The following is a 16,099-nucleotide window of genomic DNA, read 5'->3' as shown; positions in this document are numbered from 1 at the left end:
TGTAAACGGATGACAGACATACATTGATAGACGTAATAACGCGCCTAATGGTAGTTATCATCCTCACATTGAGGTTACAAGCAACCGTCTGCACGTTTTACGCACAAAAAGGATAGGATTATGTGGAAAAATATGGGACTGACCGGCAAAATTATTGTCGCCATGATACTGGGTATCGTCTTAGGATTAGGCATCAATTATTTTGGCTTAAATGCGGAAGGCAGCTTTATTAATACTTATGTGACCAATGGTTTTTTTGCCATTGTGGGTAAGTTATTTGTTAATTCTTTAAAAATGCTGGTTGTACCCTTGGTATTAATATCGCTGATTTGCGGGGTCTGTGGCATTGGTGATATTCGGCTATTGGGTCGTATTGGTGGTAAAACGTTCTTTATCTATATGGTGACCACCGCGCTAGCGATTACTACTGCTATTGGGCTTGGTTCGTTATTTGGTATCGGCAAAGGCATGCATGTCGATAGCACGGCGACGTTTGAGGCGGAATCTGCGCCACCGCTGATAGATGTGTTCTCTAACATTATCCCATCCAACCCCATTAGCGCGATGGCGAATGGCGATATGCTGTCGATTATATTTTTTGCGATGTTGATTGGTATCAGTATTTTGATGGTGGGCAAGCCTGCCAAAGGTTTGGTGCAAAGCTTAGAACTCATTAATGAAGTCATCTTAAAAATGGTGACCATCATTATGAATCTCGCACCGTATGGTGTGTTTGCACTACTCACCAAAGCCATGGCAGAGCTTGGTTTTGATCTAATTTGGTCGTTATTGGGTTATGTCGCGGTATTGGTTGGCGCCCTTTTCTTCCATTTCTTTGTGACGATGATGGTGATATTGAAGCTGACTTCTGGCTTATCAATAAAAACCTTTTTAGCAAAAATGCGCGATGTACAGATTTTTGCCTTTAGTACCTCAAGCTCTAATGCAACGATTCCGATTACCTTGCGCACGGTGACTGAGCGTATGGGCGTGAATAATTCAGTGGCGTCCTTTACCATTCCATTTGGCGCGACCATCAATATGGATGGTACGGCAATCATGCAAGGCACGGCGACGATTTTTATTGCCAACTTGTATGGCGTAGATTTAGGTATTTCCGGCTACCTGACCGTTATCTTAATGTCGGTGCTTGCGTCTATCGGTACTGCCGGTGTGCCGGGCGTGGGGCTGATTATGCTGTCAATGGTATTTGCCCAAGTGGGTCTGCCGATTGAAGGTATTGGCTTGATTTTGGGTGTTGACCGTATTCTGGATATGCTTCGTACTGCTGTAAACGTGGGCGGTGATGCAGCTGTTACAGTCATCGTTGCAAAGTCAGAGGGTGAGATGGATGTGGCAGTTTATAATGACCCGAATGCAGGCGTAAAAGAGATATTTGATGGTCATATTGATGCCGATAGCGAGCGTGAATTGTCTGCTGTATTTAAAGATGATTTAATCGGTAGCGAATATGATGACCATAAACGCGGCTAGATTAACCTGCTAACCACCTTCAATTATTGACGTAAATAAAAACCCCAGCTTTGATAACTGGGGTTTTTTATGGGCGCTCACTGTATATATTATGAGTAGGCATACTTTGTATTTTACAAAAAATATGAAGATTCAATTAACCAAACACATACTTGGTCACCATCGCTAGACAGACTAATACAATCATTGGACGAATCAGTTTGCTACCGCCTTTCATGACCATATGCGAGCCAAAATAAGCGCCTATCGTCTGCCCGACCATCATGGCTAAGCCCACTTTCCATAGCACATTGCCGCCCAATATAAAGAATATCAACGAGCCAATATTGGTGGATAAATTCAGCACCTTTGCCGCGCCTGTTGCTTCTACAATACGCCGACCGCGCAGTGCCACATTGCCAAGGGCAAAAAACATTCCCGTACCCGGTCCCATATAGCCATCATAAAAACCTATCATTGGCGCTGCTACTTTTTGCCACTTGCCTTCACTGATACGTGGTTTGGTTTCTACTGCTCCTAATTTTGGCGCAAATAAGGTATAAATACCAATTACCGCTATCAAAAATGGAATCAGCTTTTCTAAAAAATCCGGTGGTGATAACTGCACCGCAATCGACCCGATGATAGAGCCGAGAAACGCAGCGATAATAGCCGTTTTTATTTGTTGCGGATAAACCACGCGATTACGAATCATGGTGATAGACGACGCTAATGCACCCGATGCCGCTTGCAGTTTATTCGTCCCCAATGTCAATACGGGCGGAATATTGGCAAGCAGCATCGCCGGAATGGTTAACAGACCGCCACCGCCGGCAATTGCATCAATAAATCCGGCAAGCGCTGCCACTGCCGTCAGCATCAAAATAACTTCTAAAGTAAGCGAGACATCCATAACCTTGACCTTGTAAAAATAAATGATAAAAAATGACAGTAATGAATGCCGCTACCTATTTATTGCTGCGATGCGCTTTTGTTCTGTGCATTTAGCAATCGGCGCTGACTGGTATGAGGGTACTAAACAGCAGGCTCATCGCCTAAAACATAACGCTCATAGGGAAAAGCGACATATTATAAGGTTATTTATATAAAAAAAGCCAAAAACGTCGCAAAGTCTGCTAGATTTGTAAGAAAGGTCAGACGATTTAAGTTTACCGTTAGTCATGCTAGAGAGTATTTGATAACAAGGATATAGCGCTTGGCTAAGATACTATAGCGTTAACGTCCTATAGTTTATATAACGGCGCAGTCAAAAGCGTGACTCGCTGCCGCTGATCAATACACGACTATAACGTGCATCAACCATGATATTGTTTATAGTATTAGCATCATAATACTGAGCGCATCAGCCAGTTAGACAGTATTTATTTAACCAATGAGGATGATATGGCAATAAGAAGACTGAAAGCTTTTTTTGATTTGGAAGCATCAGGCGGCATCGTGCTCGCACTCGCTGCAATTGCTGCCATGATTATTGCCAATACCTCCCTAAATACATGGTACGAATCTTTTATTCATGCGCCCGTTGCCATTCAAATTGGTAGCTTTGCCATTGCAAAAGATGCCCATCATTGGATTAACGATGGCTTAATGGCAGTTTTCTTCTTTTTAGTCGGGCTTGAGCTTAAGCGTGAGGTACTCGTTGGTGAGCTGTCCAATCTAAAACAAATTATTTTACCTGCTGGGGCTGCCGTTGGCGGTATGATTGCACCTGCCATTGTTTATGTGGCATTTAACTATCATGAGCCTGAGTTTTTAAAAGGTTGGGCAATTCCCACCGCAACGGATATCGCTTTTGCATTGGGTATTTTAAGCTTACTTGGCAACCGCGTGCCCAATTCGTTAAAGGTATTTTTGGTATCTATCGCCATTTTTGATGATATTGGGGCGATTTTAATCATTGCCTTATTTTATACCAGTGATTTATCGTTAGGCTCACTAGCACTTGCTGGTTTATGCTTACCATTTTTATATCTACTCAACCGCCGCAACGTGACCAGCATTACGCCCTATATCCTCATCGGTGTCATTATGTGGATTTTCGTGCTGAAATCCGGTATTCATGCGACGCTTGCGGGTGTGGTATTGGCGCTATTTATTCCTATGTTTGACCGTACTGACCCTGAGCATTCACCATTAGAAGAGCTGGAGCACGACTTACAAGACACAGTATCTTACGGCATATTACCGCTGTTTGCTTTTGCCAACTCTGGTATCTCATTAAAGGGCGCAGGTCTAACTGAGCTGTTTCATTCTGTACCGCTAGGGATTGCCGCTGGATTGTTTATCGGTAAACAGATTGGCGTGGTGTTCATGTGCTGGCTTATCTTTAAGCTTGGTGTTTCAACCATGCCAAAGGGGATGAATTTTAAGCAAATCTACGGTGCAGCATTACTATGCGGGGTAGGCTTTACCATGAGTTTGTTTATCGGTGGCTTGGCATTCGGTGGTGAGACACCGCTATTTGATGAGCGCTTGGGTATTATTATGGGCTCCATTGTGTCAGGCATTGCCGGTTACCTCATGCTAAAAGTGGCGCTAAAAGACAATGTAAGTGTGACCTCAGTTGATTTGACCCGACAGCATTCTGAATAAACAGCCTTTTAAATAAAAAGCTCTAGATAGTCTGTAACATTCACAATATAAATAATAGGCAATTTTTGCCGTTATAGGGGTTAGTTATGCGCTTATGGCGATGCTTGTTATTACCGTTATCAATGACGGCTAGCATGGTTTTATTATCCAGTTGTGCAACATTGACCAAAGAAGAGTGCACGGTCGGCAATTGGCAGATGATTGGCTATAATGATGGAATATTAGGTCATTACCCTGAGCGCTTAGCCTCGCATACTAAAGCCTGTGCTAAGGCAAGTGTGACGCCAGATTATCAAGGCTGGGAGCGCGGACGGGTGCTCGGTCTTAAACAATACTGTACGGTGAATAATGCTTACAATATCGGCAGACGTGGACAAACAATCAATAATGTCTGCCCGGCTGAAACATCAAGTCAGCTACAACGCGGTAATCAGCAAGGGCTGGCACTGTATAAGCTAAACGGTGAGATAGAGCGTGATAATAAACTATTAGAAAAATATCAGCACGAGTTTGACAAGTTACGCGAGGGCGAGCTATTACATTTTAAAAATGAGAAAGACGCGCGCGCCTATTACATCAAATTGCCCAGTGAGTTTCGACGCATCTCGCAACGCATTACTCAAAATGAGTTTGAACTTAGACGGTTGAGTCGATTGTACGAGCGTTCGCTATAACCTTAGCCTACACTTGAAACCTATAAGCTATCAAGAGGCATCGCACACTAACATGACCACTCAATCTACCGCGAACTGCTTACCCCTCAATTATTTGCGGCATGGACGTACTACTGCCATCGACAATCATAGTGACTTACAAGTATTAAAACGGATTAAGCGTTATCTTTTACCAAAAGACTTTGTCATTTCTCCTGCTTTATTAGAAGAGATAGTCTCAGGTTATGACATCGGTGATCCGCTGGCAGATGCACTGGCGGCAGATGGCATTCGCTTTGCCAAACCTTTACAACATGCCATCCTTACTGGGGATATGGACGACAAGCTTGCTGACAATAGCGCATTTATGGCACTCATTGAGCAGTTTAGCAGTCACCCCGATTGGTATAATCCACAGCTTGCGCATATTGGCGCGGTGGCTTATCGTCGCTATCCGTTAATGCTGATTTGGCTGTTGCGTAATGTGGCATTGATGGCAGGCTATAGTATTCCTGCGCTGTCTTTGCCACTGATTCAAACCGGTGCTTTGATGCACGATGCCCTGCCGCGCTTGATGCGTACCTATGCTTATATTCTTGCTGTATCTGAACATGCGCAATCAGATATCAGTACACAACGTACGCCTATTACTAACGTTTTAGCCATTGGTTCTGAAGGCTGGCGACAATCGATACAGGTGCGCCAGATTCATACCCTAGTGCGGCAAAATTTACTCAAAGGTAAATTAACCGCGGCAAATGGCGTCATAGCCGATGCCGCGCAACACCATCATCCCGACGGTAGCTGGAATACCGACTATTGGGGTGTGCCAATTAATCAGACTGATATGATTGCCACTCATTTGCAATTCTCGCTATTGATTATGCGCGGTCTACGCCTGCTCGGGGCACGTATCAGTTATGAGGAAGCAGAAGGTATCTTGCATTTATGGAATCTTGCCAGCTACTGGATGGGCGTTGATTTGCAGCGTTTGCCAAAAGATGAAACCGCCTGTTGGGAGTGGCTGTATACGTATTTGTCCATTCAGCAGCTTGATTTTAAGATGGGACGACCACTAGCGAAAGCCCTGCATGATTTGCCGCGGCAACTGATGGGCGAGGACAATCGGCGTGGGCGCTTTGTTGAGATGGTCAATGCCAGTGTGACGCGCACGCTAGTTGGTGATGATATTGGCGATGGTTTAGAGCTGCCAAAGTCAAAGATTCGCTTTGGTGTTTTGTCTTCAGTACCGATTTTATTCGCTCTTGATACCGCCCGCCAGCACAATAAAATCGTTGCTAATAAGCTTGAGCAATTTCGTGCAAAACGCCAAGACAACATGAACTGGTGGCTAAAGAAAAACGACGACTATTATAAGTAGTTATTTATAAATGGCTATCTAGAAACGATCATCAACGACAAACAATATGCCATATAAAATATGCCAATTTTTAATTTTACCGCTACGTATTTTGGATATGATAATACCAGTCAAGCTGACGATCAAAACCAGTCTCTAACAAACTTGCCAGCACGCGCCCTGTTAAGCCCCATACCGTTTCGCCATCAATCTCCCAACTGGGCGTCAGCAAGGTTGATGTTTGAGCTTGCATGGTATAGCGCACACGATATTCAACCGTTGGTTGGGTAATCAGCGTCTCAAAATCCGCCCAAAAAATACGCGATATCTCTCCTTGATCCGGCACCAACACCAAATCTGGGGCAATCAATGCCACAATAGGGCGCACGCTCATACCACTTTTAGACGTTTGGATGGGCAACTGACCGAGCAGTTGTACTTTATTAGGTGGTAGCGCGGTTTCCTCACATGCCTCACGCAACGCAGTCACGACGTTATTACCATCGCCACTCTCATATTTTCCGCCGGCACACGACACCTCCCCTGCATGACTGTTCATGTGTATGGCTCGGCGTGTTAGTAGTAATTTTGGACGTGGTTCATTAGTAATGGCAACCAAAATTGAGGCATCAGCAAGCGGCGTTTGATACAACATATTCAAAACCCGTAGGCTTTGAGTAGTCGCATCTTGGTCATTATTTACAGGACAAGGTACGGCTAATTGCACTGATAAGGATGACTCTAACCCTAAAAGCTCACCCTGCATGCGCTCTGCCAGCTGCCTTAAAATAGGCTGACGAATATCAGCAGGCAAAGCAACTGCTAATTCATCAAAATGTGGCGAACGCGGTAGGAATGCCATTATAGAATCCGTCCTTTAGTTTTAGTCATTACAATTGATCTGATACTGTAGTCACTCATTTAAAATTGCTAATAATTTAAGGTTATTAATCACTTAATATTGTCACTAATTTATAATAATGTTGGTAGAGATTGATGGTATCCGGAATAATGGTCAGAAGTATATGACCGCAAAATAGAACCTATTCTCTTAGATGCCTTCTTAACTGTCGTTTTTCAAGACTGTCATGATTAGGTTATACATCAAGCGGCAATGACCATTGGCAACGATGAGGCTGCGCTACTGAATAAATTTGTGCTATCTTAAACCAATGTTCCTTAAAACCAATGTTCAATCAAATTTAAACTAACGATTAGGTACGATTAAGGTAAAGAACGATAGGGCATTACGCCTTTACCTGTTATTGTTTAGACTATCTATTATTGAAATTAACTCTTATTAAAATTATCTTTTGTTCGAATTAATGCTTGTTTAGATTATCCCTCCTTTCATTGATAAAAGGCAGCTTATATGCGTTATTGTCTTGAATGCGGTCACGAAGCTGAACGCAAAATTCCCGCCACTGATAATATACCGCGTTTGGTATGCCCAAACTGTCACTATATTCATTATGAAAACCCTAAAATAATTTGCGGTTCCTTGGTGGTACATAAAGGTCGAGTGCTGTTATGCCGTCGTGCTATTGAGCCGCAATATGGCTTGTGGACGGTGCCCGCAGGCTTTATGGAAAATGGCGAAACCATCGCTGAAGGTGCAGCGCGTGAGAGCTTTGAAGAAGCTGATGCTGTGGTGACCAATCCGCATTTATACTGCATTTATGATTTGCCGCATATCGGTCAAATTTATATCATTTATCTGAATGATTTAAAAGACGGCGCATATGGTATTGGCTCAGAGAGTTTAGACTGCGCTTTATTTGCCGAAGAAGATATTCCATGGGATAAGATTGCCTTTGAGGCAGTACGACGCACCTTGGTGAACTTTTTTGCCGATCGCAAGCAATTTTCTGACCATGCCGATTTTCCGGTGCATCAAGATTATATTGATAAAGACCAAAGCATTAAGCGCTTTTAAGCCGTACCTATTTAAGCAGTACAGGTAATTCAACTGAAATAATGGGCTTACAAAAGCAAGTAGTAAAAGCCGTTGATAAGATTTATCCTCAAATCTCATCGACGGCTTTTTATTGTTTATATTTAAAGTTTATATTGCCTTTAAAAAGCCATTGCTTCTCATGTAATTGCTGAGTCCATTGCCGAGGTTACTATGCGCCCATTACACCAGTCTTTTGCCTTATTACCGCTTACCTTAGCCCTTGGGCTTGCCACGGTAAGCGCTCATGCTGAGAATACCCCATTAACAGCGCAACAATCTGACCCTCAAGTTATGGGCTGGATGCAAGGCTTTCCGCCGCCAAAAGAGAAGCTTATATCACAGCCAGAGTCCGATTTTTTTAGCTTTCCAAAATTGCGCTGGACGGTTTGCCATATTCGCGAGCTAATGCCCACCAGTGAAGTCAGCCGTGGTATCGGTGCGCCCTCTAAGCTTGACTATGCCCTTGATAAAAATATTGATGCAATTACCTTTACCCCAACTGGCAGTAAGCAAAAAATGACTTGGCGGCAGTCACTTGATGCCAACTATACCGACGGTATTATGGTCATGCATCATGGGAAGGTCGTTTATGAGCGTCAAAACGGCTGTCTTAATGAGCTGGGCAATCACGCCGCGATGTCGATGACCAAATCGCTCACTGGATTGTTGGCAGAAACCTTGGTTATCGAAGGTAAATTGAACGATAAAGCCTTAGTCGGTACGATCATTCCTGAGCTAAAAAACAGTGGATTTGGTGATGCCACCGTTCGCCAAGTAATGGATATGACCACCGCGCTGGATTATAGCGAAGATTATGCCGACCCTGATGCGGATATCTGGCAATATTCAGCAGCAGCAAGCCCCTTACCCAAAGCTAAAGACTATACTGGTCCTAATGGTTATTTTGAATATCTACAAACCGTGAAGAAAAAAGGCACTCATGGCGTAGCATTTAATTACCGAACCATCAATAGTGATGCGCTCGGCTGGATTATCTCGCGTACCACGGGCAAAGCAGTAGATGAGCTATTATCAGAGCGCATTTGGCAAAAAATCGGTGCCGAACAAAGCGCTTATATGACAGTCGATGCCAAAGGTACGCCCTTTGCCGGTGGCGGTGTCAGCGCTGGTTTACACGATATGGCACGTATTGGTAGCTTGATGTTAAATAAAGGCGAAATTAACGGACAGCGCTTATTCCCTGCTGCGGTAGTCGATAGTATCGAAGCTGGCGGCGATAAAAAAGTATTTGCAAAATCGGGTTACGATCAACTAAAAAATGGCAGCTATAAGAGCATGTGGTGGCTGTTTAATAACCCCACGCCTATTTATGCTGCGCGCGGTGTTCACGGTCAGACGGTTTATGTTGATCCAGCCGCTGACATGGTCATCGTACGTTTTGCCTCTTATCCTGAAGCGGGTAACGGCAAAATTGATCCGACCTCATTACCTGCTTATAGCGCACTGGCAAATTATTTAATTAAAAAGTAAGCACTTAAAATTAATAGCTATTTTCTATAAAAAATAAAAACCGCCGTTTCTATTGAAAGCGGCGGTTTTTTTATACTAATTAATATTAAATTATTAGACTATTGATTAAACCATTAGCTTTTAATTTTGCAAATATCAAAGCCCAATGCTTTAACAGCCTCTTCTTTATCATACGGCGCAAGTACAGCACGTACGTGTTTTTGGCCTTGCAGATACTGCTTAGCCACACGCTGTAAGTCAGCAATCGTGACTGCCAAAATTGCCGCGCGCATTTTACGCTGCCACTCAATACCGCGATGATGTAAATCGGCAAAACATGCCTTGACCGCTTCACCTGCTGGCGAACCTGGCTTATCCATACCCGATACAATGCCTAAAATAGCTTCCTCTAATTGCTCAGCGGTTTGTGGCTCATTAAGCAGCCATTCAATACTGGCATCAAAATGGGCAAAGGTTTCAGCGCAATGCGGATCGCGGTAGCTAAAGAATTTAAAGGCACATGCATTGCCATCATAACCCGCACCACCACCATAGGCACCGCCGCGCTCACGAATGGCACTATGTAAATAGCCATTACGCAGGTAAGGCGCTAATACCATCAAGGCAGCGGTATCAGGATGCTCAGGCGCAGGAACGGTATAAGCACTGGCATTATGATAGACATTGGTTGCCACCAACCATGCTAAATCCGCAACATCTACTGTCTCACCATTGTTGGCAATTTCCGGTGTATTGTCTTCGCCATCCAAAGCTGGATTAATGGTTAAATCCGCAAATTCACGAGGAATATTAACGGCAGTATTAATATCTTTTGTCGCAAGCTTTGCGGCACGACTGTCCTTCCAACTGTTGACGATTAAATCACGCAAACGCTCTGCTTGCTCAGCTTCGCAAATGAGCAGCGCATGCTTGGGCAAGCTAATAATACGTTGATGCAGATTCATCAAGCTGGTTGCCAACTGATCCCACTGGGTATCGTCGGTGGCAGCATGAGTTAAGAAGTCTTTTAACGCATTGAGCGCTGGCAAACCACTGCGCACATATTCTAACTGCGACTGACGGCTCATACCGCGACTTGCCGTTTGCATGGCATAAGCATGACCAGAACCGGCAAGGTTAGACTGCCAGCCTGATTGACGCTGCTGCAAAATCTCTTTAATACGATCATGCTCAGTAAAGATACTGTGCTCCATCACCTCTTTGACCAAATCAATGGCTTCAGGCTTACGATTGAGCGCACGCGTTGCTACTACAAAATAGCTGCTGATGGATTGGTTGCTGTCAATATTGGTGCGCTGGCTGACCCGTGCCGTTACTCCTGATGAATGCGCCGCTTGCTTGGCTTGCAGCTCATAGGCATCCATCGAATCGGTGCCCAGCTCTGACAACAAGCTTAAATAAATCGGCAATAATGGATGATTAATCACCTCATTGGCTGGCAGCTCATTAGAATTTGTCGCACCAATCTCATCAGTTAATGGCACAATGATTTGGTAATAATACAAGCCGTTAGTGCCCGCTTCATATTCAAATAAGGTACTTTCTTTGCCGCTTAACTGGATTTGCTTTTGGGTGCCTTGTTTAAAGCTAATATCGGTCGGCACATCTTCTAAGCCCACTTTTGGCAACAAGCTTAAATCATCCGGTACTGCTTGGCGCGCTGCTAAATCTAGCGCTTGCTGTTTTAAAACATCTTTATCATGGACAGTTAAATCCATGGCGATAGTATCTAAGCGCACCTGCTCAGCTGCCGCCAGACGGGCTGATTTCTCACTATCTGGCGTGAGTGTCACGCGGACGCGATGCTGATTATCAAGTAAATGCTGTTTAATTAAATTCGGCAACCACTCTTTATCCTGCACTTGCTCACGTAACCATAATAAATGCTCATCAACTTCCCACACATCAATCGGATTGCCGTCATGAATCGCGGTACTAAAGCCTTCTAACATCAAATTAAGACCATAGGGCATACTATCGCCACCAATATGACGCTGATCAATCTCGATTTGATGCAATATAGTCTCAATCGTTTCATCATCTATCGGTTGGCTTGCCACTTGGGTCAGCAAATCGATAATACCTTGCTCAACGGCTTCGGCATGCTCAGGATTGGAGCCGCGCAGACCGGTATAAAACACCATTTCATAATGGCTGTCATCAAGACCCAACAGTGGACTTGGCGCTTTACCCAGTGGATGACTGTCGAGATACGCGCGCAATGGCGAGCCTGCATGCTCAACCAATACGCCCTCTAACAAACGTAACGCCAAACGCTGCTTAGGATCAATAATCGACGGCAATAACCAAGCCACCACGTGATGGGTTTGATCGGGACCCTCTTCATCAGCGGTATAAGTATCTGTAGCAGTGATTGGCGCACTCAAACGGACTTCAGGGCGTGACACATGCTTTTTGCCGGTCTCAAACTGAATCAGCGCATCGTCATGAATTTTGGCTTGGGTTTCCGCCACCGGAATATTACCAAAGCTCATAATCACACTGTTCGACGGATGATAATGGCTATGATGAAACTCAACCAACTCATTATGCGTTAAGTCAGGAATATCAGCAGGATCACCGCCAGAATTATAATGATAAGTCGTGGTTGGGAATAAATGATGGGCTACCGCATGATACAACTGGTCAATCTCGCCACTCATCGCGCCTTTCATCTCATTAAAGACGATACCCTTAAATTGCGGCTTATCATTTTCGTCTAACTCAACGCGAATACCTTCTTGGGCAAAATCAAGCGGGTGAATATTCGGGAAAAATGACGCATCCAGATAAACGGCTAATAAATTAAAATAGTCATTTTTATTTTGGGTGGCATACGGATATGCGGTCCAATCCGCCGCTGTCATCGCATTCATAAAGGTATTCAATGAGCGTTTAATCATCGAGAAAAACGGATCACGAACGGGGAATTTTTTTGAGCCGCAGAGTGCCACGTGTTCTAAAATATGTGCCTCGCCTTTTGAATCCATCGGCTGGGTGCGAAAACCTACCAGAAAAGCATTTTCATCACTGGCATGTGCCAAATGATAATGCATCGCTCCGGTTTGCACATGCTGACTGATCAGCACATCCATCGACAGCGCCTCGATATGACGATGCTCAATGAGCGCAAAAGCAGGATGCAAAGTTAAATCAGCAGTAAATGGCGTGTCAGTCATAGTTGTCCTTAGTATTTACCGTTAATAGCAGGATAAATAATGGTTAAAAAGTGAAGATTAAAAAGGTAATTGCTATAGGATATTATCGATAATGGCAGATTTAATCATAGTTCTAATATGGCTATAACATGGTCATATCATAGTGATATGGCATCAATATTTGGGTACTCTTCGTATTTAGTAGTACAGTCAAGCCAATGAGCAAAACGGTTAAATAGAATTTTCCTAACGGTAATACATGGGGTGGTCATGCTAAGAAGTCAAGGCAACAGAGAAAAGTTAAGCCTTTAAAGCCTTACACATTACGTCATGCAGTGGGTGATATAGCTGGCGTTAACTATAGCACTACTGAACAGTTGTCATGACCAGTGCTATAGTAAGCATTATCTGATAGGAGGAGGATACTCATGATTTACAAACATATTTTATTGGTCACAGACTTGTTATCCGATGCCGATATCGTGGCAGAACGCGCCAAGCATATCGTTGCCAATCGCCCTGAATCAAGGCTGTCAGTACTACATATTGTCAAAGACACCATGGTTGGTTTTGGCTATGAGCTGGTGCCCGCCTCTAGCCTATATGATCAGATTGATGATGAGCGCTGTCAAGAAGCCCGAGGACGTTTAGCGGAGTTTTTAGAGCGTAATCAGCTATATAATGTCAACTCTGAGGTAACTACTGCTATCTCTAATAGTGAAGGCATTATTAACTATTGTGAAAAGCATCATGTTGATTTGCTGGTTATTGGTCGCCATGAGCGTCATGGTATTGCCGCTTGGCTTAGCGGTGCAACGGCTGATAATATTTTGCCAAACGTACCTTGTGATAGCTTGGTCGTAAGATTGGATAAACCAGTTCATAATAAATAGGCATTATAATAAGTAGACAGAGCATTACTTTATTAATAATTAAAACTACCATGTTAGTTATTTAGTCAAACAGAATAATTAATGCAAAATAATAAAATACATTAATAAAAAATGCCGCATAGATTATTAACTATGCGGCATTTTTTTAGCCATAAATTAGCTATAACTTATCTTTAACGCATTATTGATCAAAAGTATTATTGATCAAGCCTCGCTAATGATATCAATAAAGGTCTGCCAAATAGGACTTTGATGGCGTGCTTTGTGCCAGACTAACCACCATGTTCGCGCTAAATCTATCCCAGCAACCTTGACCTGAATCAAGTTACCGCTTGCCAACTCAGCATGAATGACATGCTGCGACAAACAACCCAACCCAATATCCGCACTAACCATATGCTTAATGGCTTCTGATTGCTGGATTGCCATCACTACGTCAGCGTCAGGCATATACTGCAACAGCTGCTCATCAATGATTTGCCGCGTTCCTGAGCCAGTTTCTCTGACTAATAATGGTAGTTTTGCCAGTTGGGTAATGCTTAATCGATAGCAGTCATCCATGGCATCATACTCTGCTACACCATTCAGCCATTTACTATCACGCTTCGCAAATATCATCAAAGTATCGGTTCGCCAGGCGCGCTGCTCTATTGCCTTACTATCGGCTGGGCGCGGCATGCCCTCGACTAAGGCGATATCAATATTTAGCTTCTCAACTTCCGCCACCACCTCTTGCGTACTGGCAATATATAAATCCACATTTGCCTTAGGCTGTACGCCATATAGCTTGGCTAATAATGGCGGCAAGACATAATTACCAATGGTGGTACTTGCGCCAATATGAATCTGTCCGGCTTGATGCTTATGATAATGCTCCAGTGTCAGCGCTTGCCCTAATATTGCCTGCGCTTGGATATAAATAGGATGGGCGTTTGGGTGCTGATTAAGCCTGCGCCCTACTCGCTCAAACAACGGCATTTGTAAGCGCGACTCTAATTCAGTTAAGGCACTACTGACCGCTGATTGCGACAAATGCAGCTCTTCACTAGCGCGGCTGGTGCTGCCCGTCTGATAAATACTCACAAATACTGCCAGCTGCCGCAGTGTTATCTTCGGTAAGGTTTGCATTGCCTTTTTCATTCATCTAGCTCCTTGCTGCCATGTTTTGCTAATGCTCTTATATCCTAAAACTTCTCCATCATACATTAATTAATATTAACCTAAAAAATAGATAGGTTGTATCTTATTAATCTGTTTTTATTATATATAGCTTTTCTTTATAATATCTATTTATAAGCTTATGCTTATCTGGATTATCAAGAAGTGCTGACTGACAAATTAAGTTGTTAAAGCTCGTATTAAGGATCAGCACTCACCATCTCTCAACATGCTCATAGGACACTCAGTCATGAAAGCCTTTACCCAAGCAGTTGCCAGTTATATTCCGCGCAGTCGTCACCTAGCCGGACTTATTGTTGTGCTGATCGGTAGCTTATTTTGCTTATGGTTGAATACTGCTCTACAGGCATGGACCAATGGGCGCATCGTTGGCTTATCGTCATTAACCTTAGCAATCTTAATCGGTATGATACTGGGCAATACGGTTTATGGTCATGCCGCTGAACGCTTGAATGGAGGGGTTTGCTTTGCTAAAGGGCAAATTCTGCGTTTAGCCATTATGTTTTATGGTTTTAAATTAACCTTAACTCAAGTTGCAAGCGTGGGCATGCCCGCCGTTATGAGTGATGCCTTGGTGCTTACATCCACTTTTTTGATCACCTATTGGATAGGGACTAAATTATTAAAGGTCGATAAACAAACCACAATATTAATTGGCTCCGGTGCCAGTATTTGCGGTGCCGCTGCCGTTATCGCCGCTGACCCTATCGTCAAAGCCGAAGCGCATAAAGTCACTATTGCAGTCGCCACAGTGGTGGTATTCGGTACGATTGCGATGATACTGTATCCGTTTTTGTACCATCTTGGTTGGTTACAGCCATGGCTTAGCGCGCAAGACTATGGCGTCTATACTGGCTCGACCATTCATGAAGTGGCGCAAGTGGTGGTTGCTGGTAACGCGGTCAATGCCGATGTGGGCGATACCGCTGTCGTTACCAAAATGATTCGGGTTATGATGCTGGCACCTTTCTTACTGGTCTTGTCTTTTGCTTTAACCAAAGGCAGCAGTGACAATGGCGAAAAACCTTCATTTATGAATCGTGTTCAGCAAGTCAAAGTACCGTGGTTCGCCTTTATCTTTATTTTCATCGTTGTGCTACATACTTGGCTTAATATGAGCGCAGGCTTTGAGCAAGCCATGGTAATGGTAGATGATATCTTACTAACAATGGCAATGTTCGCCCTTGGTCTGACCACGCATCTAAGTGCTATTAAACAAGCAGGCGTGAGACCTCTAATACTTGGCGCGATTATGTTTGTATGGTTAATCGTTGGTGGTGGTCTGATTAATATTGGCATCAGCTTAATATAGAACAGTGTAC

The 16,099-nt window shown here is 43.7% G+C and carries 12 protein-coding genes; 8 read left to right on the top strand and 4 right to left on the bottom strand.

The window, feature by feature from the left end; translation table 11 throughout:
- Window positions 1-120: 120 nt before the first annotated feature.
- A complete protein-coding gene (locus AAEY78_RS02190; RefSeq protein WP_352336944.1) occupies window positions 121-1,494 on the top strand; it encodes a dicarboxylate/amino acid:cation symporter in 1,374 nt (457 codons plus the stop codon).
- Between the two features lie 136 nt (window positions 1,495-1,630).
- Here the strand turns inward: AAEY78_RS02190 and AAEY78_RS02185 are convergent, their stop codons facing one another.
- A complete protein-coding gene (locus AAEY78_RS02185; RefSeq protein WP_352336942.1) occupies window positions 1,631-2,386 on the bottom strand; it encodes a TSUP family transporter in 756 nt (251 codons plus the stop codon).
- Window positions 2,387-2,877: 491 nt separating this feature from the next.
- Here AAEY78_RS02185 and nhaA point away from each other — a divergent pair, with 491 nt between their 5' ends.
- The 3 genes from nhaA (at window position 2,878) to AAEY78_RS02170 (ending at window position 6,120) form a co-directional block, all read left to right on the top strand.
- Window positions 2,878-4,086: a Na+/H+ antiporter NhaA gene (nhaA, locus tag AAEY78_RS02180; RefSeq protein ID WP_352336940.1), complete on the top strand. Its 1,209-nt coding sequence runs from the start codon at window positions 2,878-2,880 to the stop codon at window positions 4,084-4,086.
- Window positions 4,087-4,172: 86 nt separating this feature from the next.
- Window positions 4,173-4,760, top strand: a complete 588-nt coding sequence (locus AAEY78_RS02175) for a DUF2799 domain-containing protein (RefSeq protein ID WP_352336939.1) — start codon at window positions 4,173-4,175, stop codon at window positions 4,758-4,760.
- Window positions 4,761-4,812: 52 nt separating this feature from the next.
- Entirely contained in the window at window positions 4,813-6,120 is a 1,308-nt protein-coding gene (locus tag AAEY78_RS02170) for an oxygenase MpaB family protein (protein WP_352336937.1), read from the top strand.
- Between the two features lie 82 nt (window positions 6,121-6,202).
- Here the strand turns inward: AAEY78_RS02170 and AAEY78_RS02165 are convergent, their stop codons facing one another.
- Window positions 6,203-6,961, bottom strand: a complete 759-nt coding sequence (locus tag AAEY78_RS02165) for an NUDIX hydrolase (protein WP_352336935.1) — start codon at window positions 6,959-6,961, stop codon at window positions 6,203-6,205.
- Window positions 6,962-7,471: 510 nt separating this feature from the next.
- Here AAEY78_RS02165 and AAEY78_RS02160 point away from each other — a divergent pair.
- Both AAEY78_RS02160 and AAEY78_RS02155 read left to right on the top strand, forming a co-directional pair.
- The gene (locus AAEY78_RS02160) at window positions 7,472-8,035 is read left to right on the top strand and encodes an NUDIX hydrolase (RefSeq protein WP_352336933.1); all 564 of its coding nucleotides are present in this window, start codon (window positions 7,472-7,474) and stop codon (window positions 8,033-8,035) included.
- Window positions 8,036-8,227: 192 nt separating this feature from the next.
- A complete protein-coding gene (locus AAEY78_RS02155; protein WP_352336931.1) occupies window positions 8,228-9,547 on the top strand; it encodes a serine hydrolase domain-containing protein in 1,320 nt (439 codons plus the stop codon).
- Window positions 9,548-9,660: 113 nt separating this feature from the next.
- Here the strand turns inward: AAEY78_RS02155 and AAEY78_RS02150 are convergent, their stop codons facing one another.
- The gene (locus AAEY78_RS02150) at window positions 9,661-12,726 is read right to left on the bottom strand and encodes an insulinase family protein (RefSeq protein ID WP_352336930.1); all 3,066 of its coding nucleotides are present in this window, start codon (window positions 12,724-12,726) and stop codon (window positions 9,661-9,663) included.
- A gap of 407 nt (window positions 12,727-13,133) precedes the next feature.
- Between AAEY78_RS02150 and AAEY78_RS02145 the strand changes: the two genes are divergently transcribed.
- The gene (locus AAEY78_RS02145; RefSeq protein ID WP_352336928.1) at window positions 13,134-13,598 is read left to right on the top strand and encodes a universal stress protein; all 465 of its coding nucleotides are present in this window, start codon (window positions 13,134-13,136) and stop codon (window positions 13,596-13,598) included.
- A gap of 204 nt (window positions 13,599-13,802) precedes the next feature.
- Here the strand turns inward: AAEY78_RS02145 and AAEY78_RS02140 are convergent, their stop codons facing one another.
- Window positions 13,803-14,738 (bottom strand): LysR substrate-binding domain-containing protein, encoded by a 936-nt coding sequence (locus tag AAEY78_RS02140; RefSeq protein WP_352336926.1) that lies wholly within the window; start codon window positions 14,736-14,738, stop codon window positions 13,803-13,805.
- A 268-nt stretch (window positions 14,739-15,006) separates the two neighbouring features.
- On the opposite strand from AAEY78_RS02140, the gene AAEY78_RS02135 reads away from it, so the two are divergent.
- Window positions 15,007-16,089, top strand: a complete 1,083-nt coding sequence (locus AAEY78_RS02135) for a YeiH family protein (protein ID WP_352336924.1) — start codon at window positions 15,007-15,009, stop codon at window positions 16,087-16,089.
- Window positions 16,090-16,099 lie beyond the last annotated feature (10 nt).

The sequence above is a fragment of the Psychrobacter sp. 16-MNA-CIBAN-0192 genome, from assembly GCF_040309565.1.
Lineage (GTDB): Bacteria > Pseudomonadota > Gammaproteobacteria > Pseudomonadales > Moraxellaceae > Psychrobacter.
Note: the sequence above shows the minus strand (reverse complement) of the source record. Positions and strands in the feature narration are given on the sequence as shown.

What these genes read in the sequence shown, in the direction of transcription:
- AAEY78_RS02190 (WP_352336944.1), top strand. Translation starts at nt 121, where the DNA reads ATGTGGAAAAATATGGGACTGACCGGCAAAATTATTGTCGCCATGATA.
- AAEY78_RS02185 (WP_352336942.1), bottom strand. Translation starts at nt 2,386, where the DNA reads ATGGATGTCTCGCTTACTTTAGAAGTTATTTTGATGCTGACGGCAGTG.
- nhaA (WP_352336940.1), top strand. Translation starts at nt 2,878, where the DNA reads ATGGCAATAAGAAGACTGAAAGCTTTTTTTGATTTGGAAGCATCAGGC.
- AAEY78_RS02175 (WP_352336939.1), top strand. Translation starts at nt 4,173, where the DNA reads ATGCGCTTATGGCGATGCTTGTTATTACCGTTATCAATGACGGCTAGC.
- AAEY78_RS02170 (WP_352336937.1), top strand. Translation starts at nt 4,813, where the DNA reads ATGACCACTCAATCTACCGCGAACTGCTTACCCCTCAATTATTTGCGG.
- AAEY78_RS02165 (WP_352336935.1), bottom strand. Translation starts at nt 6,961, where the DNA reads ATGGCATTCCTACCGCGTTCGCCACATTTTGATGAATTAGCAGTTGCT.
- AAEY78_RS02160 (WP_352336933.1), top strand. Translation starts at nt 7,472, where the DNA reads ATGCGTTATTGTCTTGAATGCGGTCACGAAGCTGAACGCAAAATTCCC.
- AAEY78_RS02155 (WP_352336931.1), top strand. Translation starts at nt 8,228, where the DNA reads ATGCGCCCATTACACCAGTCTTTTGCCTTATTACCGCTTACCTTAGCC.
- AAEY78_RS02150 (WP_352336930.1), bottom strand. Translation starts at nt 12,726, where the DNA reads ATGACTGACACGCCATTTACTGCTGATTTAACTTTGCATCCTGCTTTT.
- AAEY78_RS02145 (WP_352336928.1), top strand. Translation starts at nt 13,134, where the DNA reads ATGATTTACAAACATATTTTATTGGTCACAGACTTGTTATCCGATGCC.
- AAEY78_RS02140 (WP_352336926.1), bottom strand. Translation starts at nt 14,738, where the DNA reads ATGAAAAAGGCAATGCAAACCTTACCGAAGATAACACTGCGGCAGCTG.
- AAEY78_RS02135 (WP_352336924.1), top strand. Translation starts at nt 15,007, where the DNA reads ATGAAAGCCTTTACCCAAGCAGTTGCCAGTTATATTCCGCGCAGTCGT.